Below are 23043 nucleotides of genomic sequence, written 5' to 3' on the forward strand. Positions count from 1 at the left end.
ATTCGTCAGGTCATGGCTATGGTTGTGAAATCCGCGCAAGACACCCACAGCATGGGAGCCGGGAGGGGCACGTTATTTCTGTGGCCGGATCACTGGCAGGTGCTCGGGCAGTTGATGCCGAACCGGGCGCACCGCCACATCAGTGCCTCGTTGTTGGTGGGTCTGGATCAGTCGTTCAGGTTACAGGTTGATGGACAGTGGCGGCGCACCCGGGCGGCGGTTGTCGCGCCCGACGTGCCCCAGGCGCTGGACCCGGGGTGCGCTGCCATGTGGATTGCCCAGCTCGACCCCGATAGCCCGTTCTGGCGCGCACTGGCGCCACTGGTGGGCGATGACCGCTCGGTCGACATCGCATTCAGTAAGGAGATGCGACTGCCAACAGGCGAGACCGGCTGCGCCGCGATGAGGAACCACCTGAGCGGCTTGGTGAGGAGGGTAGGGCATCCACCCGCGGCACTGGATGACCGGGTGTCCCGGGTCTGTGAGTCGCTGCGGCGTGACCTACCGGATAAACTGGATGTAAGTGCGCTGGCTGCCGGGGTCGGGCTGTCTAACTCGCGCCTGAGCCACCTGTTTCGCCAGCAGACGGGCGTGCCACTGCGGCGGTTCCTGCTGCACCTGAAAATGACCCGGGCTCTGAGCTTCTGGACGCCGGGCAAGCCGGTATCCCATGTGGCCGCAGAGGCCGGATTCTACGATCAGCCCCACCTCGTAAGGACTGCCAGGGAGATGTTTGATGCCCTGCCGTCGGAGATCATTGCCAAAGGCTGGCTGCGGGTGTGTCGTTGCCCGTCAGCGTGACTGCTCCGCTTCCTTGGCGGCTCTGGCGGCTTCCGCCTCCCGGGTTTCCTGCTCAACCATGACCGGCGTTTCAAGGGAAATACGCCCGAGGGTGCCGGCCCGCAGTTCGTTCAGCAGCACTTCCGACACCTTGTGCAGATCCGGTATGCCGCCGCGGGCGAAGAACCGGCGTTTGGCGGCGATGGCATCCATCAGCGCCAGGCCATCCACCGGCGTCTCATCCAATCCGTAGCGTTTCATGACCAGGTCCCGGTAGGCCTGTAGCAGGTAGTCTGCTTCGAACAGGGCTATGTCCTCGAAATCCAGTACGGCGCTGCGGATGGCGCCGGTGATGGCGAGGCGATAACCGCAGGCTTCCGGCGACAGCTTCGGCCACAGAAAACCGGGAGTGTCATACAGCAACACGTTGTCGGGCAGTTTGATGGCCTGCTGGGCGCGGGTCACTGCGGGCTCGTTGCCGGTCTTGGCCGCCGGCCGTCCGGCGAGCGTATTGATCAGGGTCGATTTGCCAACGTTGGGAATGCCCAGAATCATCACCCGCAGTGCGCTCTTCTGCCGGTCGTGGTTGGGGGTCATCTCTGTGGCAAGCCGGAGAATGTCCAGCGCTTCGCTGCGTTGGTTGTGGGTCAGGGTGATGGTTCGCACGCCCCGCTCCTTCTCCAGCCACGTCTGCCACTGGGCGGTGATGTCCGGGTCTGCCAGGTCACGCTTGTTGAGCACCTTGATCAGCGGAGTATCGCCACGCAGGTTGGGAACCAGCGGGTTTTCACTGCTGAACGGAATGCGGGCATCAAGAACCTCGATAATCAGGTCCATCTGTGGCATTACTTTTTTGATCTCCTTGCGGGCCTTGTGCATGTGCCCGGGAAACCAGTTAATCGCCATGGTGTGACTCCAGTGTTGGCTGAACGGCGCCATTATGGACCGGAATGACTAAATTTTCACATTTGATTGAGGCCGCTGCTGCTGCGGGATTCCGATGACCGGATTAATAAATGTGTATAAAAAGAGGGGGTATCGGGGTGAAAGCGGGGGATGTTTTGTTTTAGGGTGTGGGGTCTGACGCTCTTAACCGCAATACACAACGGAGATATTTATGAAGCTTGTAAAACTGTTCGGCATTGCCATGTTGACCTTTGGCCTGACCACTCCCGCCCTGGCGCAAGATATGAGCCAGCAGGCCCCACAAGGTGATCAGGTAGACCAACTGGCGGAACTGGTCGGGCTGAGCGATGAGCAGCAAACAGAAATCCGCGGCATCATCGAAGAAATGCAGAGCGAGATCCAGGGGCTCCAGGCTGAGGCGCGACAATTGCAGCAGTCCATCCAGGCCGAGATCAAGCCGGACTACGACGAAGGAAAAATCCGCGACAATGCAGAAAAACTGGGTGACCTGACCGGTGAGATGACCGCGTTGTCCACGCTTATGCAGGCCAAGGTCGATGCGGTGTTCACTGAAGAGCAGCGCAATGAGCTCGACAAGCGCATGCAGCAGATGCAGCAGCAGATGCAGCAACAGCGTCAGATGCAGCAGCAAATGCAGTAAGCGTCGGCCCTGAAGAAAAGCCGCCACGGCTCTGGCCGTTGGCGGCTTTTTTGTGTCCGTCGGGTTTTCCGGGTCCGGGAGACGTAAGCGCTCCGGCCCTCACGCCAGAAGGCCGGTTAACTCGGCGAGCCTGCGCCGAACGGCTTGATCAGAATGATCAGCCGGGGCAACAGGGTGAGAGCGCCAGCCAAGGCCATGAACATGGCGAAGCCGGTGAACAGGCCAAAGTAGATGGTGGGGATGAAGTTCGACAGTACCAGAATCGAGAAGCCGGTAATGATCGTCAGCGACGTGTAGAACATGGCCCGACCGATGCTGCGGTGGCAGCGGTGCATCGTGGCAATGTAATTGCCGTCTTTGGCGAACTCGGTCTTGAATCGGTGGATGTAGTGGATGGTGTCGTCCACGGCGATACCGACGGTGATGGCCGCCACGGTGATGGTCATCATGTCCAGAGGTATGTTCAGCCAGCCCATCAAACCCAGCACTGAGCCGGCGGCAATCAGGTTCGGCGCCATGCCGATCAGTGCGATCAGAAGCGAGCGGAAAAGAATCAGGAACATGGCCATGATGGCAAGGAACACCACGCCCAGGGTCTTGATCTGGGAGTCGAACAGGCTTTGCAGCATGTTGTTGTACATCACCGTCATGCCGGTAAACAGCACCTGGTCCTCATCAAAACCCAGCTCACCGGTGAGGTGGCCGTGAATGGTATCCAGCAGTTCCTGACGACGTAGCTCCGGCAGGGTTTCCAGAATGCGGATGCTAAAGCGGGCCTGATCGTGCTCCTCCGAAATATAGGGCGTCAGCAGGATGTCCTGCAGGTCTGCCGGCACAGCGGAGGGCACGAACGCCAGCTCGAGGGCATTCAGCGGTTCGTCACCGTTGACCTGGGCCAGCAGATCCAGGGTCGTGCTGATGGACAGTACCTTGCCGGTTTCCTTGAGGCTGTCCAGATAGTTGTGCACGCCCCGCAGGCGGTCCATTTTCTGGTAGGTGTACCAGGTGTCCCGGTATTCGGCCTCATCGCCACAGTCGTCGACGAACGGATCGCAGTCACTGGCAAACGGATCGTCGGAGCCACTGTTTTCCGGTGCCGGGTCGTCGGTGATCACCACATCCAGCGGTGTGGTTCCGCCGAGGCGGTCGTCGATGGTGATCATACCCTGATAGATTTCGGTGCTGGATTTGAAGTAATCGATAAAGCTGTTCTCCACCGTCAACCGGCTCAGGCCAATCACGCAGAGCACAGCGATGACGGCAGAACCACCCAGCACCAGTTTGCCTTGGTGTTCTGTGAAGCGCGCAAAGGCGTCCGTGAAGGGCACGTGGTCCGAACTGACGAAGCGATCAACCGGCGGGGGCAACAGTGCCAGCAGCGCAGGGAACAGGATAAAGGTGACCAGAAAGGCTACGGAGAGGCCGATGGTCATCATCCAGCCGAAATCGATCACCGGGCGGATACCACTGAAGGTCAGCGAGCCGAATGCCACGATGGTGGTGATGGCCATATAGAAGCAGGGTTTGATCATCGCCAGCACCGTCTGGCGAAGAGTGTCCCGGGGCGCTGCTCCGGGATCGTCGTGCTGGAACTCCCGGTAACGGACGATGAGGTGGATGGTCAGCGACAGGGTCATGATCAGCAGCAGCGAAACGAAATTGGACGAGATCACCGTAACCGGCCACTGGGCCCAGGACAGGTACCCGATCACCAGCCACACCGTGACACTGCAGCACAGCAACGGCACGAGCACCCAGCGCCACTGGCGGAAGATGAGAGCGAGAGTCAGCAGCAGGAAGATCAGCACGCCGATGCCGAAGGTTGACAGGTCGTTCTGGATGAACTGGATCATATCGGCAACGATCATCGGTAAACCACCGAGGTAGATCTCGGCACTGTCCCGGTAGGTGTCCAGAATGCTGCGCACCTCACTGATGGTCTGTTCCCGCTCTGCCCCGAGCTGTTCGGTGAAACGGATGAAGTCATCGCTCACCCGTTCCAGCGCCTGCTGGTCGTCGGCATTGGCGTCGTCACCGGCCACCGCCTCGCGCAGCCGCTCGCGCTCATTGAGCAGCTCGAAATACCGTTCCGGTGTCGGCAGGTTGACCTGGATGGCGGTGGTGCCAGCGTCTTTGCTGATCAACAGGTTCGGATACAGGGGGTTGCTGAGCAGGGCTTCCCGGGCGGTGTCGGGGGCCACGTCATCGCCGTCCATGGTCTTGATCTCCGAATCCACCGTGTCAAGGGTCAGGTCTGGGCTGTGCAGCAGCGGCACGTTGAGAATGCTGTTGGTGGAGCTGACAGCCTCCAGGGCTTCCAGCTCGTCGCGGAGCTGCCGCAGGGTATCCAGTGTGTCGGAGCTGAACAGGTCATTCGCCGGCGTATAGGTAACGATCAGAAAATCGTCAGAGGTGGTGAAGCGGCGATTCACCTCGCGATACTGCTCCAGGGAGCGGTCATTCTCCAGCACCAGGGACTCGGCAGAGGCGTCGAGCCGGAACTGGTCCAGCCTCAGGCTGGCGACAATAAGGATGAGAGCAAACACCACAAGAACGGCGACCGGGTGGGGGAGAATCCAACGGTCATAAAGGGAGCGGATCGGGGTCATCGGCACATTGTCCACGCTGCGAAAAAACGAGTGCAGAGTGTGCCACAAACCCCTAGCTGACTGTGACTCTGTTTGAGGCCTCTTCGAGGGAATCAATCAGATTTTTCAGCCGCCGGGTCATATCGGCGCTTTCCGCCAGCTGAGTCACCATACTCTGCGTGGTGTCGCGGATGCCCTGCACGTTGGCCAGCACGTCGCCGGTGGAGGCGGTCTGGTGGGCAGACATGGCGGCGATCTCCTCGTTGGTATCGTCGATGCGACTGACCACCGAGTTGATGGCGTCCAGCGCCTTGCGGCCCTGCTCGGACTCATCCACGCAGCGGCTGGCGTCAGCGGAGCTTTCCGTCATCTGGCGGACAGCCGTATCCATCGCCTGCAGCAGACGGTCGATGATGGTCTGGATGTGCCCGGTGGAGTCCTGAACACGCTGGGCCAGGTTGCGCACTTCGTCGGCAACAACGGCAAATCCACGGCCCTGCTCGCCGGCGCGTGCGGCCTCAATGGCGGCGTTCAATGCCAGCAGGTTGGTTTGCTCGGCAATGCCCTTGATTTCCGTGACCGCCTTGCTGATTTCATGACTGTTCTCGGCCAGGGATTCCACACTGGCGGCGGAATGGCGGATAACGTCCTCCAGGCGGCGAATGGAGTCGGCGCTGCGGGAGACCCGTTCACCGCCGTCCAATGCCGTGCTGCGCGCCTCGTGGGACAGGGTTTTGGCAATGCCGGCCTGTTCCGCGATACCACCAAAACTCTGGAGCATGGTCGCGATCACTTCCGCCGAGCGGTCGGCCCCGGATTGCTGGCGCGCCAGATCGTCGCGGCGGCTCTCCGCTGCGGCGGTCAGTTCTCGCACTTCGCTGTGCAACCGGTCGATGGCCGCTTTCATGCTTTTGACCACGGCCATGGTGCGGTCCTGCATGGCATTGAATGCGTCGCCCATCTCGCCGATTTCATCGGTGGAATCCACCTGCGCCCGTTTACTCAGATTGCCGGAGGCCTGAACGTCTACCATGGTACCTTTGAGGCGGTGAACGTGGCGCTCAATAAAGGAGATCAGTAACTGGGATCCAGCCATTTCCAGTGCCATGAGCACGGCGACCACCAGGGCAAAGCCCGGGGCCGCCTTTGAAAACGTGGCCGCAAAACTTTGTCCGGTGATGTCGGCAATGGTGTCGATGGCGTAAAGCACCAGCAGGCACATCACCGCAAACACCAGGATGTTGAGCAGCCAGAACTTGTATTTCAGGCGGGCGTTTTTGAGCAGGGTTAACATGGAATTCCCGGTCCGGACGGTGGTCTTAATCCAAGGCCTTGACCGGAATTTGCTGGGCGCCAGCCACAGGCACTTCCGGGACAGCAAGCCCGAGGTTGTTCTTGTCGAATACGCGATCGGCCCGGTAGCTGGAGCGCACCATGGGGCCGGAGGGCACTTCCATAAAGCCCTTTTCAAGGCCGATATCACGGTAACGATTGAATTCTTCCGGGGTCACGTAGCGCTCAACCGGAAGATGGTTGGGCGTGGGGCGCAGGTACTGACCGAGGGTAAGGATATCCACACCGATGGCGCGCAGGTCGTCCATGGTCGCCAGAACTTCTGCCTCGGTCTCGCCCAGCCCCAGCATCAGGCTGGTCTTGGTGATGACATCCGGGCGATGCGTCTTGGCGTGGGCCAGCACATCCAGTGTTTTCCGATAGCCCGCCCGCGGGTCACGCACGCGGCTGGTCAAGCGTTCCACGGTTTCGACATTCTGGGCAAACACATCAAGGCCGGAATCCACTACTTTCTCCACATCGGTCATCACCGCGTCGAAATCCGGGGTCAGCGCCTCCACGGCCACCTCGGGCGTGCGCTGTTTGATGGCTGCCACACAGGCGGCGTAGTGAGCCGCGCCGCCATCGTCAAGATCGTCCCGGTCTACCGATGTCAGAACGATGTAGCGCAGCCCCATCAGTTCCACGGATTTGGCGGTGTTCTCCGGCTCTTCCGGATCCAGCCAGCCCCTGGGGTTGCCAGTGTCGACCGCACAGAACTTGCAGGCGCGGGTGCATACGGAACCCATGACCATGATGGTGGCGGTGCCGTTGGTCCAGCATTCCCCGATGTTGGGGCAGTGGGATTCCTGGCAGACGGTGCTCAGGCGATGCTCACTGACGTTCCTGCGTACCGCTTCGTAGCGCTCACCACCGGGCATGCGGGCCCTCAGCCATTTTGGCTTGCGCTGTAACGGCGTGGCTTCCGGGCTGGATGTGCGCTTGACGCCATCCTTGATGGCTGAAAAACCATGCTCGTTGCGGAATTTGGAACCACTGGTGACGCGGGGCTTTGCGGTGTCGCTCATTACAACCGGACTCTCGTAAAGACGTTGGGGAGCTTTAAAGAGTAAAACGGCGGCGGGGTAGTTACAAGACGAGTAAGGGCAATCACGGGGTTATAGAGGGGTAAAGAGGGATAACGGGCACGACTTTTGTCGTACCCGTTGATCTCCGTCAAAGTAGAGTCAGGGCGTGGCGGCGTTGAGGGCCTGAGTGATGTCGGCAAGGATGTCATCGACGTGCTCGATGCCAATCGACAGCCGCACCAGATCTTCGCTGACTCCGGCACTTTTCAGCTCGTCCGGGTTGAGCTGGCGATGGGTGGTGGTAGCCGGGTGACAGGCCAGGGATTTGGCATCGCCAATGTTGACCAGCCGCAGAATCAGGTTCAGGGCATCAATGAAGCGGGCACCGGCATCACGGCCGCCTTTGATGCCGAAACTCAGAATACCGGAGGCCTTGCCGCCGCAGATCTTGTCACAGGTAGCTTTGTAGGGGCTGTTGGCCAGCGCGGCGTAGTTGACCCATTCCACGGACGGGTGGTTCTGCAGGAAGTGGGCGACTTTCTCGGCGTTCTCGCAATGGCGCTCCATGCGCAGGGCAAGGGTTTCCAGGCCCTGCATGATCAGGAAGGCATTGAACGGGGCCAGCGCGGCGCCGGTATTGCGCAGCGGCACCACACGGCAGCGTCCGATGAAGGCGGCCGGGCCGAGGGCCTCGGTGTAGACCACGCCGTGGTAGGACGGGTCGGGTTCATTCAGCATCGGGAATTTGGCGGCGCTGGCTTTCCAGTCGAACTTGCCGGAATCCACCACCACGCCGGCCACGGTGGTGCCATGGCCACCGATGTACTTGGTGAGGGAGTGAATGACGATGTCAGCGCCGTGCTCGAACGGGCGGCACAGGAACGGCGTGGCGACGGTGTTGTCCACCATCAGGGGGATGCCGTGCTTGTGGGCAATGTCGGCCCAGCGCTGAATATCCACCACGTTGCCCGCCGGATTGCCGATGGATTCACAGAACAGTGCCCGGGTGTTGTCGTCGATGGCGTTCTCGACGGCGTCGAAATCGTCGTGGGGCACCATGCGGCATTCGATGCCCTGGTTGGGCAACGAGTGGGCAAACAGGTTGTAGGTGCCACCATAAAGCTGACTGGTGCTGACAATGTTGTTGCCCACCCTGCAGATGGTTTGCAGGGCGTAGGTAATGGCGGCCATGCCGGAAGCCACGGCCAGGGCGCCCACGCCGCCTTCCAGCTCGGCCATCCGCTCTTCGAGCACCGCGTTGGTGGGGTTCATGATGCGGGTGTAGATATTACCCTGCACCTTGAGGTCAAACAGGTCGGCACCGTGCTGGGTGTCATCGAAGGTGTAGGACGTGGTCTGGTAGATGGGCGTGGTGGCGGCCCGGGTGGTGGGGTCGCTTTTGAAGCCTGCGTGCAGAGCCAGAGTTTCGGGTCTCATAGCAACGATCCTTGCTGTTGTATGGGGTTTGTCGGTTTCGTTAGCGGAGTATGCCATACCGATTGGAACCACGGCACGGCTTCTGGCGTGAAATGAGTACCCCGGATATTTCATTCATCCTTATCATTGCGTGCGGTTGAACCTGCCGGGGATGACACCGGTGTTAACTCATTGAAGAGAGAGTCTCCATGAATCCGAGAACGGGGTGAGAGCGAGCGGGAGCAGGCTCAGGCCGCCAACCGGGATAACGAAAACCGCAAGGCGGATCCGGTGTCAAAAGGCAGTGAGCAGGGGCAGGCTAAAAAACAGGAAAACGCCAAGGCCTGGTGGAATCTCTGGGACTGAATCGACAAAAAAAGCCCGGCTCTTGCGAGTCGGGCTTTTAGCAATACTGGTAGCAAGGGGCGGAGTCGAACCGCCGACCCCAGCATTATGAGTGCTGTGCTCTAACCAACTGAGCTACCTTGCCATTTCGCTTTGGGCATCGCCCTGAACGAGGCGCGTATTTTCAGTATTTGGGCCCTTCCTGTCAAGGCTTGGGGGCCGTTTTTTCCTGAAAAGTTACACGTTGAAGCGGAAGTGGATGACGTCGCCATCCTTGATGATGTATTCCTTGCCTTCCAGGCGCCACTTGCCGGCATCCTTGGCACCGGCCTCGCCGTTGTACTGCACGAAGTCATCGTAGCTGACCACTTCCGCGCGGATGAAACCACGCTCGAAATCAGTGTGGATCACACCGGCGCCCTGGGGTGCCGTAGCGCCAATCCGGACGGTCCAGGCGCGCACTTCCTTTACCCCTGCCGTGAAGTAGGTCTGCAGGCCCAGAAGGCCATACCCGGCACGAATCACCCGATCCAGCCCGGGCTCTTCCATGCCCATTTCATCCAGGAACATGGCTTTCTCTTCGTCTTCCAGTTCGGAGATTTCGGCTTCCATCTTGTTGCAGATGGGTACCACCACGGCGTTCTCGGATTCGGCGATCTTTCTCACGGTATCCAGATGCGGGTTGTTCTCGAAGCCTTCTTCATTGACGTTGGCAATGTACATGGTGGGCTTTACGGTCAACAGACACAGCTCGCGCACCAGGGCCATCTGGTCCTTGTCGAGGTTCATGCTGCGGACGGGTTTACCCTCGTTCAGCACCGGCAGCAGCTTTTCGAACATCTCGAGCTGGGCCTTGGCGTCCTTGTCACCACTCTTGGCCACGCGCTGTACCCGCTTGATGGCTTTCTCTACGGTGTCCAGGTCAGCGAGGGCGAGCTCGGTGTTGATCACCTCGATATCGGAGGCGGGATCCACCTTGTTGGCGACGTGGATCACGTTGCCGTCTTCAAAACAGCGCACCACGTGGGCAATGGCATCGGTCTGTCGGATGTTGGCCAGAAACTGGTTGCCCAGGCCTTCGCCCTTGGAGGCGCCGGCAACCAGGCCGGCAATGTCGACAAACTCCATGGTGGTGGGCACCACTCGCTGAGGCTTTACAATCTCGGTCAGCTTGGTAAGGCGCGGGTCGGGCATGGCCACCACACCGGCATTGGGCTCAATGGTGCAGAACGGGAAATTTTCCGCGCCGATGCCGGATTTGGTCAGTGCGTTGAACAGGGTGGATTTGCCGACGTTGGGAAGGCCGACGATGCCGCAGTTAAATCCCATGGAGTGCCTCTGCTGGTACTGGAAAATTTGGCCGGATTATACCGGTGTCGATGGGCGTAAGCGAGTAGGGGGATATGTCAGGGGGTCGGCTTGAAGCTGTGCAGCCGGTTCATCGCGGCGGCCAGTTTGCCGCTGGCGGCATCCGGGAGAACACGCAGGATCTCGTCAATCACCGCGGTGAGCTCTTCGCTTTCCTGTTTGCCGAGGCGGCCCAGCACATAGCCGGTGACCTTGCGGCTGTCGCCGGGGTGGCCAATGCCAATGCGCAGTCTCTGGAAATCGTTGCTGCCCAGGTGGGCAATGGTGTCTCGCAGGCCGTTGTGCCCGCCGTGCCCTCCGCCCTTTTTCAGTTTGGCGGTACCGGGGGGGATATCGAGTTCGTCGTGGGCAATCAGAATCTGTTCGGGCTGAATCTTGAAGAAATCCGCCAGTGCCTTGATGGCGAGGCCGGAGCGATTCATGAACGTGGAGGGGTTCAGCAAGTGCAGGTCGAGACCCTGCCACTGAATGCGGGCATAGAGCCCGTGATACTTGCGTTCGGGGCGGAGCGTCTGGCCCGCAGTGCGGGCCAGAGCTTCGACGAACAGGGCGCCGGCGTTATGGCGGGTATTCTCATAGTCGGCTCCGGGATTCCCCAGGCCGACCACCATGACAATATCCTGAGCCATTCGCCGTTGCCCTCCTCAGACCCGGAGCGATTACTCCTTGTCTTCGCCTTCTTCGCCTTCTGCAGCGTCTTCGGCATCATCAGCCTTGGCGCCGCGCGGCTTGTGGATCGCCACAACTGGCAGGTCGTGATCTTCACCCTGCAGCAGAGCCGCAACCTTGACGCCTTTCGGCAGTTTCAGGTCGCTCAGGTGAACAACCTGATCCATCTCGACAGTGGTCATGTCCACTTCGATGAACTCAGGCAGGTTCTGCGGCAGACAGATCACTTCTACTTCGTTGATCTGGTGGTTGGCAACGCCGCCCTGAAGCTTGATGGCCGGTGCGCTGTCTTCGTTAAGGAAGTGCAGCGGTACGTTAACGTGGATCTCATGATCCTTGTCAACGCGCAGGAAGTCGGCGTGGGTCAGCAGCGGCTTATAGGGGTGACGCTGCAGATCCTTCAGGATCACGCTTTCTTTCTTGCCGTCCAGTTCAATGGTCAGAACGTGGGAGAAGAACGCTTCGTTCTCCAGAGCCTTTTTCAGCTCGTTGTGCCAGATGGAGATGGACACAGCTTCTTTATCACCGCCATAGACGATGGCCGGGATTTTCCGTTCCTCACGACGCAGGCGGCGGCTCGCACCTCTCCCCTGATCGCCACGAGGAAATGCTTCAATAACAAATTCCTGGGACATGATATGTACCTCGATCGTCACCTGAACTGCCCGCGACCAGGCGTTTGGACAGGTGATATTTTTGAATAGCCTCGGAATATTTTCTTCGGCTGACTAAAAGAATCGGGAGCCTGTTCAGGCTCCCGATTCTGTATCTGCTTGTTTTGTCTGAGTAAACAGAAAGATCCTGCTCAGACGTTCTCAAACATGGCGCTGATGGATTCTTCGTTGCTGACGCGGCGAATGGATTCCGCGAGCAGACCCGCCATACTGAGGACGCGGATTCTATCACAATTCTTCGCTTTGTCACCCAGTGGAATAGTGTCGCAGACCACCAGCTCGTCCAGTTCGGAGGAATTGATGTTCTCGATCGCCGGACCGGAAAGCACCGGGTGGGTAATATAGGCCACAACCCTTGCAGCGCCGTGCTCTTTGAGCGCATTGGCGGCTTTGCACAGGGTGCCGGCGGTATCGATAATGTCATCCACCAGGATGCAGGTCTTATCTTTTACATCGCCGATGATGTGCATGACCTGGGACACGTTGGCCCGCGGGCGGCGCTTGTCGATGATGGCAAGGTCGGCGTCGTCCAGGCGCTTGGCGATAGCCCGCGCACGAACCACGCCGCCAACGTCAGGGGAGACCACAACGAAGTTCTCGAAGCGCTGCTTCTCGATGTCTTCAAGCAACACCGGGGTGGCGTAGATGTTGTCTACCGGGATGTCGAAGAAGCCTTGTATCTGGTCAGCGTGCAGGTCGAGTGTCAGCACGCGGTCCACGCCGATGCTGGAAATCATATCGGCCACGACCTTGGCACTGATGGCTACCCGCGTTGAGCGAACGCGACGGTCCTGACGAGCGTATCCGTAATAGGGAATTACGGCGGTGATGCGTGTCGCGGATGCACGGCGAAGTGCGTCGGCCATCACGATCAATTCCATCAGGTTATCGTTGGTGGGGTAGCAGGTGGGCTGGATGATGAAAACATCATGGCCACGGACATTCTCATCGATCTCGACAGTGGTTTCACCGTCGCTGAACCGGCCTACGGTGGCCTGACCCATGGGAATGTGGAGTTTCTGGGCAATAGCTTTGGCAAGGTCAGGATTGGCATTGCCAGCGAAAATCATCAGTTTGGACACGACGGCATCCTTCGCGGTATCAGCGTTTGATTCAGAAGAAGCAGGAGAAAGGTGGCTGGGGTGGCAGGATTCGAACCTGCGCATGACGGGATCAAAACCCGTTGCCTTACCACTTGGCGACACCCCAGTATCGTGCTTTTTTGGCATCATTCCAGCTCTGTCAGCTTTGTGTGAAGTGGTGAAATATTCACCCCTTGAGCGACGAACCCCGTGATGCCGGAGGGTTTGCTTTCCCAGATAATCCGGGCTGCGGATTCTGTCGGGAAACGTCCAAATATGCAAGCCCCGGTTCCGGTTAATCTTGCAGGTCCGAATTGTGAAAGCCATTTCAGGCTCTGGTTAACCTCCGGATACAGTTCGCAAACCACATCCTCACAGTCGTTTCGGTACCTCGAGGCGTCTCCCTCAAAAGCGGGCGCTATTTTGATTCTAGGGGTGTTCCTTGTCAACCCTTGCTCGGAAAAAATCTTACCGGTGTTTATATCGCAGGCGGGTTTAAGAACCAGAAACCAGTCTTCCGGTGGCTTGGCCGGAGTCAGCTGTTCACCCACGCCTTCTCCCCAGGCGGCGTGGCCCCGCACGAACACCGGCACGTCTGCGCCCAGCTGCAGGCCGAGGTCGGCCAGTTGGTCGAGGCTGCGTCCCAGTTGCCAGTAGTGGTTCAGTCCCAGCAGCACCGTGGCGGCATTGGAGCTGCCGCCGCCGAGGCCGCCGCCCATGGGCAGGCGCTTGCGGACCGATAGGGTAATGCCGGGCAGCTCGGGTTCGCGGTTTCCGGCCAGCAGGCGAGCGGCTCGCAGGATCAGATTGGCGTCGTCGGCAACGCCGGGTATGGGCGTTTTCAGCCGTATCCCCGGGGCACCGCCTGCAGCCGGTTCAAAGGTGATGTGGTCACCGTAATCAAGGAACTGGAACAGAGTCTGCAGCTCATGGTAACCGTCGGGGCGCTGCCCAACGATGTGCAGGCAGAGGTTGAGCTTTGCCGGAGAGGGCAGGGTAAACGGTTTCACCGGTTTTGTTCCGTGGTCTCTTGCCAGCGCGTCACCACCATTCTGACGCGCTTGTCGTCCTTGACCGCAGTAATGCGGGCGGGCAGTTCGGGGTAGCCGGTGATGAAGGCTTGCCAGCGATCGTAACGGATTTCCCAGCCTTGCTGGCGAATCATGGCGAGCTGACTGCTGTCGTCAAACAGCAGGCGGAAGTCGCCATCGGGACCGGGCAGGCCGCGAATCCACCACACCAGGCTGTCGATCGGCAATTGCCAGCCGGTCGCCGCCTGGATCAGCGCTTCCGGGTCGCCGGAGCGGTAGGTTTCGCCATCCGGCAGGGTCAGGGAGATGAAGCCCGGAACCCCTTGCAGGCTGGTTCGGCCCATACCGAGAAAAGACGAGGACAGTTCCAGATCGTAGGCATCCTGCTTCTGGATCCAGTGGTTAATAATGGCCGTGCCGCTGTCTGACGGCTGTTTCACCGCCAGTTTGCCGCTCAGTTGCCAGGCGTTGAAGCGTTTGAGCTGTTCGCTGCGCTCGCTCCAGTCAGCGGGGGGCTGGTCGGTCAGGCCCTCGGGCAGGGGTTCCAGCTGAATGGTGGTACAGGCACCCAGCATCAGTGCGCTGGCCACCAGCAGAAGCAGTCGTGGTCTGAGCAGGCTCACGGTTGTTGCTCTCCGGTCAGGCGCTGAATGGTTTCAATCAGTACCGGATGATCCGGGTCCACATCGATGCCTTCCTTCCAGATGATCCGGGCCTGGTCCTCGGCACCGGTGGTCCAGAGGACTTCGCCATAGTGGGCGGACACTTCCGGATCCGGATAGGCTGCCCAGGCCTCGGACAGGTACGCCAGCGCTTCCTGTTGTTGCCCCTGCAGAAACAGCACCCAGCCCATGCTGTCGAGTATGGCGGGGTTTTCCGGATCCAGGGTCAGGGCGCGCTCAATAAACGTACGGGCCTCGTCGACACGGTCGGTGCGGGTGGTAAGGATGTAGCCGAGGGCGTTGAGGGCAACCGCGTTGTCGGGTTCATCCTCGATGATCCGGCGCAGATCTTCCTCGGCTTTGTCCGGTGAGTCCAGGCTGTCGAACAGCATGGCGCGGGCGTAGCGGATTCTGACGTTGTCCGGATAAGAGTTCAGCGCATCGGTGGCACTGTCGAGGGCCGCGGCCTGCTGTTCCTGGTCCAGCAGGAGGTTGACCTCCAGCAGCCAGAAATTCTCGGCTTGTCCGGGGTTGGACTGGCGCAGTGTGCGGATGTCCTCCAGCGCCGAGTCCAGCTCGCCCTGCTCGGCCAGCAACGCACTGGCCCGGGCCAGTGCCGGAAAGTAGTAGTTGCCTTCTTCCACGCTGCGGTAGTAGCCGATGGCCTGCTGCGGCTGGTTGTCCTCGTCGGCGATCCGCCCCAGGTAATAGTTGGCTTCACTGGTGTGGTGGCCCTGCTCAATCAATCGGGTCAGGTCCGTGCGTGCCAGCTCGGTCTGGCCGTTCTCCAGCGCGACCAGCGCATGGGACAGGCGCAGACCGGGTGCGTTGGGGAAGCGTTTCATCAATCGGTTGAATTCGTCCTGCGCCGCCTGCAACTCACCCTCGCCGATCAGCATGCGGCCGTACAGCGTGCCCATCTGGCGGTTTTCCGGGAAGCGCCGGGTGTTGACCAGCAGGTGGTCCAGGGCATCACGCTGGTCGCCCACCTGGTACAGCAGGTCGCCCTTCAGAATGATTGCAGGCTGGAAGTTGGGTTCGCGCTCCAGCAGGGTCTCAATCCTTGCCAGCGCCCGTTTTGGCTGGTTGGTGACTTTCAGCAGAAGCGCAGTGCTGTATTCCAGTTCCGGGGTTTCCGGGTGGCGCTCTGCCATCTGCTCATAGAGTGCCAGCAGCTCCTGCTGCTGCTCCGGGGGCAGGTTGGTGGCCATGGCAGCGAGGCTGTCAAAATCTGCGTCTCCGCCCAGGTCCATGATCCGCTCCATGTGCCCGATGGCCGTTTGCAGATCGTTTTGCTTGATGGCCTGAATGGCGGCAACCCGCTGCGCTTGCAGGTTGTCCGGCTCCACGTCCAGCCACAGGTTGGCGAGTTGGCGCTGAGCGTTGTCACCGTTCAGCGACTGAGCGATTCGCATGGCGCGCTCGATCACCGCCTTGTCACGGGATTGCTTGGCGGCATTAAGGTAGTTCACCAGGGTGACGTCGTAGCGTCCGCGCTGGGCCGCGATTTCGCCGGACAAAAGCAGATAAAGCACCTCTGGCTCAAAATCGGCGTAGCGGATTTCGGGCTCGATTGAGGCGGCGTCCGTCGGGGTGTCTTTCTCGCTGACCGCGGGTTCGTCCGGCGCCCCGCTCAGGGCTGCGCAACCGGTGAGAGACAGCCCGAAAAGGCAGGAAAGATAAATCCGTGCAGATCTATGCATGCAACATCCCGTATCCTGTAAACAACGCATCTGAGACGGTCAGCCTCCTGTACAGGCGACCATGCAGTGCCAAGGCCCTATGATGGCACAAGCACCTGATATTGCCCAACCTGTCAGCACTTCCCGAACTGGCGGGGGTTTTGGGTGGCGACGGTGACGCCGGCTCGGTAAAATGCGGTAAATGTTCACACACTGGCAAAAGGCTACTCATACCTGACATGGCTCTGGTAACGCTGGGAATCAATCATCGCACCGCTCCGGTGGAATTGCGTGAGCGCGTAGCGTTCACCCCGGAGCGAATGGCGGAAGCATTCTCGGAACTCCGTGCCATGTGCGGGGCCAGCGAAGCGGCAATCCTGTCCACCTGCAACCGCACCGAGCTCTACATCGCCGGTGATGACGAGTGCGCGCCGGTGATTCTGCGCTGGCTGGCCGGCTTCCACGACATGGAGGTCTCCGAGCTTGAGCAGGCGCTCTATCTGCACCGTGATGGTGATGCTGTTCGCCACATGATGCGGGTGGCGGCCGGGTTGGATTCGATGGTGCTCGGTGAGCCTCAGATCCTGGGGCAGTTGAAAGATGCCTACTCGCTTTCCCGTGAGCACGGTGCCAGCGGGGGTTTCCTCTCTCGTCTGTTTGAGCACACGTTCTCGGTGGCCAAGCGGGTTCGTACCCAGACCGCCATCGGTGAAAATCCGGTGTCGGTGGCCTATGCCGCGGTGAGCATGGCGCATCATATCTTCGCCGACATGTCCCGCAACAAGGCATTGCTGATTGGCGCCGGCAAGACCATCGAGCTGGTTGCCCGTCATCTGGCGGACGCCGGCGTGAAAGATTTTCTGGTTGCCAACCGCACGCTGGAGCGGGCCCAGGCTCTTGCCGAGTCCCGGGGGGGCAAGGGTATTCTGCTGTCGGAAATCCCCGATCACCTGAAGGATGTGGATATCATCATTTCCTCCACGGCGAGCCCGCTGCCCATTCTCGGCAAGGGCGCGGTCGAGCGGGCGCTGAAGAAGCGTAAACACCGGCCCTATTTCATGGTGGATATTGCCGTGCCACGGGATATCGAGCCGGAAGTGGCGTCTCTGGCGGATGTGTATCTCTACACCGTGGATGACCTGCGCCAGGTGATCGAAGAAAACATCCGCTCCCGCGAGGGTGCCGCGAGAGAGGCCGAGAACCTGGTGACTGACGGCGTTCAGGATTTTCTGAGCCAGTTGCGGGCTCTGGATTCGGTCTCCACGCTCAAACAGTTCCGTCAGCGCGCGGAATCCCTGCGTGACCTGGAAACCGAGAAAGCGCTGCGAGCGCTGCGCAACGGCACCGATCCGGAGACCGCGTTGCGCGGGCTTGCCCGCGGTCTCACCAACAAATTCCTCCACGAACCGTCGATTCAGGTTCGCAAGGCAACAACCGAAGGTCGCAGCGAAGTGACCGAGTGGCTGAGAGAGTTGCATCAGCTGGATGCCCAGGACGCCGACGCCACCACCCCGGAAAAACTATGAAACCATCGATCCAGAACCGCCTTGAGCATCTGTCAGACCGCTTCGAGGAAGTCAGCGCGTTATTGAGCGATGCCGGTGTTATCTCCAACCAGGACAAGTTCCGCGAGCTGTCCAAGGAATTTGCCGAGATCGAACCGATCGTGCAGTGCTTCCTGGCCTGGAAGTCGTCACTGGCGGACATCGGGGAAGCCCGTGAACTCGCCCGTGACGGCGACGTTGACATGCGTGAAATGGCCGAGGAAGAGCTGGCGCTGGCGGAGCGGAAAACCGATGAGCTGGACGAAGAGCTGCAACGCCTGATGCTGCCGAAAGACCCCAACGACGGCAAGAACGTGTTTCTGGAGATCCGGGCCGGCACCGGCGGTGACGAAGCTGCGATTTTTGCCGGTGATCTGTTCAAGATGTACCTACGCTACGCCGAGCGCCACCGCTGGCAGGTGGAGGTGCTCAGCGAGAGCGCCGGTGAGCGCGGTGGCTTTAAGGAAGTGATCGCTCGGGTGGCCGGCGCGGGGGTGTACGGCACACTGAAGTTCGAGTCGGGTGCGCACCGGGTGCAGCGGGTGCCCGAAACCGAGTCCCAGGGTCGTATCCACACCTCGGCCTGCACCGTGGCGGTCATGCCGGAAGCGGATGAGGCCGAGGCGATTGATATCAACAAGGCCGATCTGAGAGTCGACACCTTCCGTTCCTCCGGCGCCGGTGGTCAGCATGTTAACAAGACCGATTCCGCCATCCGCATTACGCATCTGCCCACGGGCATCGTGGTGGAATGCCAGGAGGAGCGTTCCCAGCACAAGAATCGCGCCAAGGCCCTGAGCCTGCTGGCGTCTCGCCTGCAGAACGCTGAAACCGAACGCCAGCAGAAATCCATGGCGGAAACCCGCAAGAGTCTGGTGGGCAGTGGCGACCGGTCCGAACGCATCCGCACCTACAATTTTCCCCAGGGGCGGGTAACCGACCATCGTATCAACCTCACGCTGTACAAGCTGGATGAGGTGGTTTCCGGTGATCTGGACGCGGTCGTGGTACCCCTGCAACAGGAGCATCAGGCCGAGCTGCTGGCATCCTTGTCTGATGAGTGAGCCATCGCTCACCTGTGACGCATTGCTCCGCAGGGCAACCGTGGCTATTGCCGGTGAATCCCCGCGACTGGATGCGGAGTTGCTGCTGTGTTTCGTGACCGGGCTGTCCCGTACCGGCTTTCGGGCCTGGCCGGAGCGTCAGGTAACCGCGAGTGAGGCCCGGCGCTTTGAGGCGCTGGTTCACCAGCGAGCCTGCGGTCATCCGGTGGCCCACCTGCTGGGCGAGCAGGAGTTCTGGTCGCTGCCCCTGAAGGTCAATGCTTCTACCCTGATTCCCCGTCCGGACACCGAATGCCTGGTGGAGGCTGCGCTGGGGTTGTCGCTCCCGCCATCGGCACGGGTGCTGGACCTGGGAACAGGAACCGGCGCCATCGCGCTGGCGCTGGCCAGTGAGCGCCCGGGCTGGCAGGTGTTGGCGTGCGATGCGGTGGCGGCAGCAGTCGAGCTTGCCACTGTCAACGCCGGACGACTGGGCTTGCCCGTCGCAGTGGTGTGGAGCCACTGGTTCGAGAGCCTGCCGCCGGGGCGCTTTGACCTGATCGTGTCGAATCCTCCGTACATAGCCAGCAGTGATCATCATCTGGGTGAGGGTGACGTGCGGTTTGAGCCGGCGACGGCACTGATTGCCGGTGATGATGGTCTGGATGATATCCGTACCATTGTCACGGCCAGCCCGGAGTGGTTGAGTGATAACGGCTGGCTGGTCATCGAGCACGGCTACGATCAGGGTGAGGCGGTACGCGATCTGTTTCTGCAAGCGGGCCTGGCTGCCGTCGAGACACGAAAGGACTACGGTCAGTGCGACCGGCTGACGCTGGGGCAGTGGCCGGGTCGGGGCTGAGCCCGAGTGGCGCCGGGTCAGGGGGCGTCGGGGTTTCAGCAAGCTCGCATTTTCAGTACAGAGAGGTGGTCGATGCTCAGCGATGAGGAACTGATGCGCTATAGCCGGCAGATTCTGATGCCGGCATTTGATGTTGCCGGTCAGGAAAAGCTGAAATCCGCCCGCGTACTGGTGGTGGGTGCCGGCGGGCTGGGCTGCCCGGTAGCCCTGTACCTGGGTGCCGCGGGTGTGGGTCATCTCACGTTGGTGGACGATGACGCTATCGAGTTGGCCAACCTGCAGCGCCAGGTGGCTTTCAGTCACGAGCAGCTTGGATCCGGTAAGGCGGAGAGCCTGGCGGATCGCGTGCGCCGGATCAATCCTCTGGTGTCGGTGGCGGTTGTTGCCCGGCGTCTGGAAAGTGACGCATTGGTCCGTCAGGTGAGTGAGGCGAGTCTGGTGTTGGACTGCACGGATAACTTCGCCACCCGTTTTGCCCTGAATCGGGCCTGCGTTGCCGCCAGGGTACCACTGGTGTCCGGTGCCGCGATTCGCGGTGAGGGACAGTTGTCGGTTTACGATGCCCGCAACCCGGACAGTCCCTGCTATCACTGTCTGTATCCGGAGCAGGGCAATGAGGATCTGTCCTGTTCGGAGGCCGGTGTGATCGGGCCTTTGGTGGGGATGATCGGGGCCAGTCAGGCGATGGAGGCGGTCAAGGTGATCTCCGGAGTGGGGCGGCCGCTGGTGGGGCGGTTGCTGATTCTGGATGCCTGGCGGATGGAGTGGCGGGAGATGAAGCTGGCCCGTGATCCCGGTTGCCCGGTTTGCAGCTAGGCGGGTCTGGCCCCGGGGAGCGGGCCCGCAGTGGGGAGACCTTTTCTTATGGGAAAAGAACTCGCTTCGCTCAGACACCTTTGTCCCGTCAGAAAAGGTCTCCCCACTCCGCACCCGACCTGACACCGTGCACTATTCCTCCTGCTTTTCATACCTCTGGACGTGTCAGTCCTTCAGTGCCTGAAACTTGGCGATAGCCTCTTTCCTGCTCTCTTTCAGATCCACAATCGGCCTTGGATACCCTTTCGGAATCACCCCGCCTTTGCCGGGATCGTGGATGCGTTTGTTGTCCAGTTTCTGCAATTCCGGCACCCAGTGCCGGATGAACTCGCCTTTCGGATCGAATCGCTCACTTTGGGTCACCGGGTTGAAGACCCGGAAGTAGGGGGCCGCGTCGGTGCCGGTGGAGGCGCTCCATTGCCAGCCGCCGTTGTTGGAGGCGAGGAAGCCGTCGACCAGTGTCGACATGAAATAGGCTTCGCCCAGGCGCCAGTCGATGAACAGGTTCTTGGTGAGGAACATGGCGGTGATCATGCGCAGGCGGTTGTGCATCCAGCCGGTCTGGTTGAGTTGGCGCATGGCGGCGTCGACGATGGGGATGCCGGTGTGGCCGGTTTTCCAGGCTTCGAAGTGCTCGCCGGGGGTGTTCCAGGCCAGTTGCTCGGTTTCGGGCTTGAAGGCCCGGTGCATGCTGACGCGGGGGTAGTGGTAGAGGATGTGGATGTAGAAGTCGCGCCACGCGATTTCGTTGACCCAGGTGCTCAGGCCTTCCTGATTGCCGCCGGCGCCCTGGGCCTGGCGGGCCGTGATCAGGCATTGGCGGCCGGACAGGATGCCGGCGGCCAGGTAAGGGGACAGTTGGCTGGTGCCGTCGACAGCCGGAAAGTCACGATCTTCCCGGTAGTTGCCGCCACGCTCGTTGAGAAACGCCTCGAGCTGATCGTGCGCAGCGTGTTCACCGGTTTCCACAAGCGCCGGTGGCGCGTCCTCGAAACCGGTCGGGATGCGGTCGTATTGCTGTGGCTCGACTGCATCACCCCGGGGCGAGGGAGCTGCGAACAGCGTGGGCTGGGTTTCATCAATCCAGCTGCGCCAGCGGCGGGAGAAAGGGGTGAACACCGAATAGGGTTCCTGCTGCTGCGTCAGGATGGTACCGACCGGCGCCACGGTCTGGTCGCGGTATTTGTTGACCTGAATGTCACTGGCCGCCAGTTGTTGCCGGACGGTCTTGTCACGCCGACGTTCGTTGATGCCGTATTCTTCGTTGAAATGCACGGCTTCGATGTTGTGCTCGCGGCAATGGTCGGCCAGTGCGTCAATGCTGTCGCTGAAGCGCCGGGCTTCCAGAAAGCTCAGGGGGATACCCAGCCTGGCCAGTTCCCGGGCCAGGCTGTTGGCATGGGCCAGGGTGAAGTGGACCCGCGCCGGCGACCAGTCGTGTTCCTGCCACTGTTCCGGCGTCACGATAAAGCACGCCAGTACCGGTCCCTCGGCCTTGCAGGCAGCAGTGAGGGCGGCGTTGTCGGCGAGGCGGAGGTCGTTGCGGAACCAGACGAGTTGGGTCATTGAGCTTCCTTTGCAGAGAACCGGGCGGGCATCGTAAGGGTAATTACCACGCCCCGGGCGGTAAATTCATTAACCGGGATATTCGCTGGAAAGCATTGATTGGATTATAGTTAACACTGTTTTACCGTCAGAACGTTCAGGACGCAAATGGTCGACAAAAATGAGGAGCCCGCGCTGCCGCGGGATGGCGTCTGGGGGCAGGCCTATAGCCTGGGATCCGGGCAGACACAGTTTCACGAACTCAGTCATACGCGTCTCTGGGTGACCCGGCTGGATCTGGAATGGCAGATTCGTGCTGCAACATCGGCACCGGCGGTCGACCCCATGCGCTGGACCGAGCAGACCAGCCATGTCCTGCCGGGCAGTGACGTGCCCCTGCAGCGATTCGTCCGACCCGATGACAGCAATGAGGTGGTGTTTCTGCCCGCGTTGGCCGGTTTGCCGACGGTGATTCGCCCTTACCAACCTTTGACCATTCCCGCGGGCGGGACATGCGTTATTTACGTGGGCACGGTGGTGTGGTTGCGCATTTGCGTTGGCACCCATCGCACGCAATTGACGGAACTGGCGCTGGCTGAGCCTTCCCAGACCTGGGTGGGCAAAAATACCATGGAGGGTGAGTTGTGCTACTCCGCCCCCAGTTACGCGCGTCTGGTGCTGGAGGCGGTGCCGAAGCGACCCTGGCGGGCAGTGACGCCAGTCACCATCATGAATAGCCGCACCGAGCCGCTGTTGCTGGAGCGGTTCAGCCTGCCAACGCCGCTGCTGTCGCTTCACATGAATGAAAAAGGTCAGCTCTGGACACCGGGCGTAACGGTGGTCTGCGAGACCGACATGAATTCGGCCAGCCTGAACGTGGATCAGACCCTGTTCAAGGCGGCCGGTGACTGCCGGCTGATAACGCCGGCGCGTGAGACAGGCAGTCGCGGCAGGCTGGTGCGGGCATTCGATCGGATGTTCGGTTAACGGTGGCGGCGGACAACGGAGC

Annotated in this window: 20 protein-coding genes and 2 tRNA genes; 7 read left to right on the top strand and 15 right to left on the bottom strand. The window is 60.5% G+C overall.

The features are described from left to right. Positions 1 to 18 precede the first annotated feature (18 nt). Entirely contained in the window at positions 19 to 801 is a 783-nt protein-coding gene (locus MLC70_RS12510; protein WP_248184200.1) for a helix-turn-helix domain-containing protein, read from the top strand. Here MLC70_RS12510 and ylqF read toward each other — a convergent pair. Next, complete coding sequence (gene ylqF / locus MLC70_RS12515) at positions 793 to 1686, bottom strand: ribosome biogenesis GTPase YlqF (RefSeq protein ID WP_248184204.1); 894 nt, start codon at positions 1684 to 1686, stop codon at positions 793 to 795. The genes MLC70_RS12510 and ylqF overlap by 9 nt on opposite strands. Positions 1687 to 1897: 211 nt before the next feature. Between ylqF and MLC70_RS12520 the strand changes: the two genes are divergently transcribed. Next, positions 1898 to 2347 (top strand): Spy/CpxP family protein refolding chaperone, encoded by a 450-nt coding sequence (locus MLC70_RS12520; protein ID WP_248184206.1) that lies wholly within the window; start codon positions 1898 to 1900, stop codon positions 2345 to 2347. Between the two features lie 116 nt (positions 2348 to 2463). Here MLC70_RS12520 and MLC70_RS12525 read toward each other — a convergent pair whose 3' ends face one another. From MLC70_RS12525 to MLC70_RS12585, 13 genes are all read right to left on the bottom strand, one after another. Beyond that, positions 2464 to 4956, bottom strand: coding sequence for an efflux RND transporter permease subunit (locus MLC70_RS12525; protein ID WP_248184209.1), 2493 nt, complete (start codon positions 4954 to 4956; stop codon positions 2464 to 2466). 52 nt (positions 4957 to 5008) lie between these two features. Then, entirely contained in the window at positions 5009 to 6229 is a 1221-nt protein-coding gene (locus MLC70_RS12530; RefSeq protein WP_248184215.1) for a methyl-accepting chemotaxis protein, read from the bottom strand. Between the two features lie 25 nt (positions 6230 to 6254). Continuing rightward, complete coding sequence (gene lipA, locus MLC70_RS12535; RefSeq protein WP_248184219.1) at positions 6255 to 7295, bottom strand: lipoyl synthase; 1041 nt, start codon at positions 7293 to 7295, stop codon at positions 6255 to 6257. A 159-nt stretch (positions 7296 to 7454) separates the two neighbouring features. After that, positions 7455 to 8732, bottom strand: a complete 1278-nt coding sequence (locus tag MLC70_RS12540) for an O-acetylhomoserine aminocarboxypropyltransferase/cysteine synthase family protein (RefSeq protein WP_248184221.1) — start codon at positions 8730 to 8732, stop codon at positions 7455 to 7457. Between the two features lie 392 nt (positions 8733 to 9124). Next, positions 9125 to 9201 (bottom strand) — tRNA-Met (locus MLC70_RS12545). A 92-nt stretch (positions 9202 to 9293) separates the two neighbouring features. After that, complete coding sequence (ychF, locus tag MLC70_RS12550) at positions 9294 to 10385, bottom strand: redox-regulated ATPase YchF (RefSeq protein WP_248184222.1); 1092 nt, start codon at positions 10383 to 10385, stop codon at positions 9294 to 9296. A gap of 77 nt (positions 10386 to 10462) precedes the next feature. Further along, entirely contained in the window at positions 10463 to 11053 is a 591-nt protein-coding gene (pth, locus tag MLC70_RS12555; RefSeq protein ID WP_248184224.1) for an aminoacyl-tRNA hydrolase, read from the bottom strand. Between the two features lie 30 nt (positions 11054 to 11083). Then, positions 11084 to 11728, bottom strand: a complete 645-nt coding sequence (locus tag MLC70_RS12560; protein WP_248184226.1) for a 50S ribosomal protein L25/general stress protein Ctc — start codon at positions 11726 to 11728, stop codon at positions 11084 to 11086. Between the two features lie 170 nt (positions 11729 to 11898). Continuing rightward, on the bottom strand, positions 11899 to 12849 hold the full coding sequence (locus MLC70_RS12565) for a ribose-phosphate diphosphokinase (protein ID WP_248184227.1): 951 nt from the start codon (positions 12847 to 12849) through the stop codon (positions 11899 to 11901). Positions 12850 to 12901: 52 nt separating this feature from the next. Continuing rightward, positions 12902 to 12976, bottom strand: a tRNA-Gln gene (locus MLC70_RS12570). A 19-nt stretch (positions 12977 to 12995) separates the two neighbouring features. Continuing rightward, a complete protein-coding gene (gene ispE / locus MLC70_RS12575; protein ID WP_248184229.1) occupies positions 12996 to 13859 on the bottom strand; it encodes a 4-(cytidine 5'-diphospho)-2-C-methyl-D-erythritol kinase in 864 nt (287 codons plus the stop codon). Continuing rightward, the gene (gene lolB / locus MLC70_RS12580; protein ID WP_282448453.1) at positions 13856 to 14497 is read right to left on the bottom strand and encodes a lipoprotein insertase outer membrane protein LolB; all 642 of its coding nucleotides are present in this window, start codon (positions 14495 to 14497) and stop codon (positions 13856 to 13858) included. The genes ispE and lolB overlap by 4 nt, the downstream gene beginning before the upstream one ends. A 2-nt stretch (positions 14498 to 14499) precedes the next feature. Beyond that, positions 14500 to 16245: a tetratricopeptide repeat protein gene (locus MLC70_RS12585; protein ID WP_248184231.1), complete on the bottom strand. Its 1746-nt coding sequence runs from the start codon at positions 16243 to 16245 to the stop codon at positions 14500 to 14502. Between the two features lie 218 nt (positions 16246 to 16463). Between MLC70_RS12585 and hemA the strand changes: the two genes are divergently transcribed. From hemA to MLC70_RS12605, 4 genes are all read left to right on the top strand, one after another. Beyond that, positions 16464 to 17750 (top strand): glutamyl-tRNA reductase, encoded by a 1287-nt coding sequence (gene hemA / locus MLC70_RS12590; protein ID WP_248184233.1) that lies wholly within the window; start codon positions 16464 to 16466, stop codon positions 17748 to 17750. Next, entirely contained in the window at positions 17747 to 18832 is a 1086-nt protein-coding gene (gene prfA, locus MLC70_RS12595) for a peptide chain release factor 1 (protein WP_248184234.1), read from the top strand. Before hemA ends, prfA begins: the two co-directional genes overlap by 4 nt. Beyond that, positions 18825 to 19673, top strand: a complete 849-nt coding sequence (gene prmC / locus MLC70_RS12600) for a peptide chain release factor N(5)-glutamine methyltransferase (RefSeq protein WP_248184235.1) — start codon at positions 18825 to 18827, stop codon at positions 19671 to 19673. Before prfA ends, prmC begins: the two co-directional genes overlap by 8 nt. A 72-nt stretch (positions 19674 to 19745) precedes the next feature. Continuing rightward, the gene (locus MLC70_RS12605) at positions 19746 to 20489 is read left to right on the top strand and encodes a molybdopterin-synthase adenylyltransferase MoeB (protein WP_248184236.1); all 744 of its coding nucleotides are present in this window, start codon (positions 19746 to 19748) and stop codon (positions 20487 to 20489) included. 165 nt (positions 20490 to 20654) lie between these two features. On the opposite strand, the gene phrB is transcribed toward MLC70_RS12605, so the two are convergent. After that, positions 20655 to 22055 (bottom strand): deoxyribodipyrimidine photo-lyase, encoded by a 1401-nt coding sequence (gene phrB, locus MLC70_RS12610; protein WP_248184238.1) that lies wholly within the window; start codon positions 22053 to 22055, stop codon positions 20655 to 20657. A gap of 147 nt (positions 22056 to 22202) precedes the next feature. On the opposite strand from phrB, the gene MLC70_RS12615 reads away from it, so the two are divergent. Beyond that, positions 22203 to 23021, top strand: coding sequence for a hypothetical protein (locus MLC70_RS12615; RefSeq protein WP_248184239.1), 819 nt, complete (start codon positions 22203 to 22205; stop codon positions 23019 to 23021). The last annotated feature ends 22 nt before the right edge of the window (positions 23022 to 23043 follow it).

Source organism: Marinobacter goseongensis (assembly GCF_023156235.1).
GTDB lineage: Bacteria > Pseudomonadota > Gammaproteobacteria > Pseudomonadales > Oleiphilaceae > Marinobacter > Marinobacter goseongensis.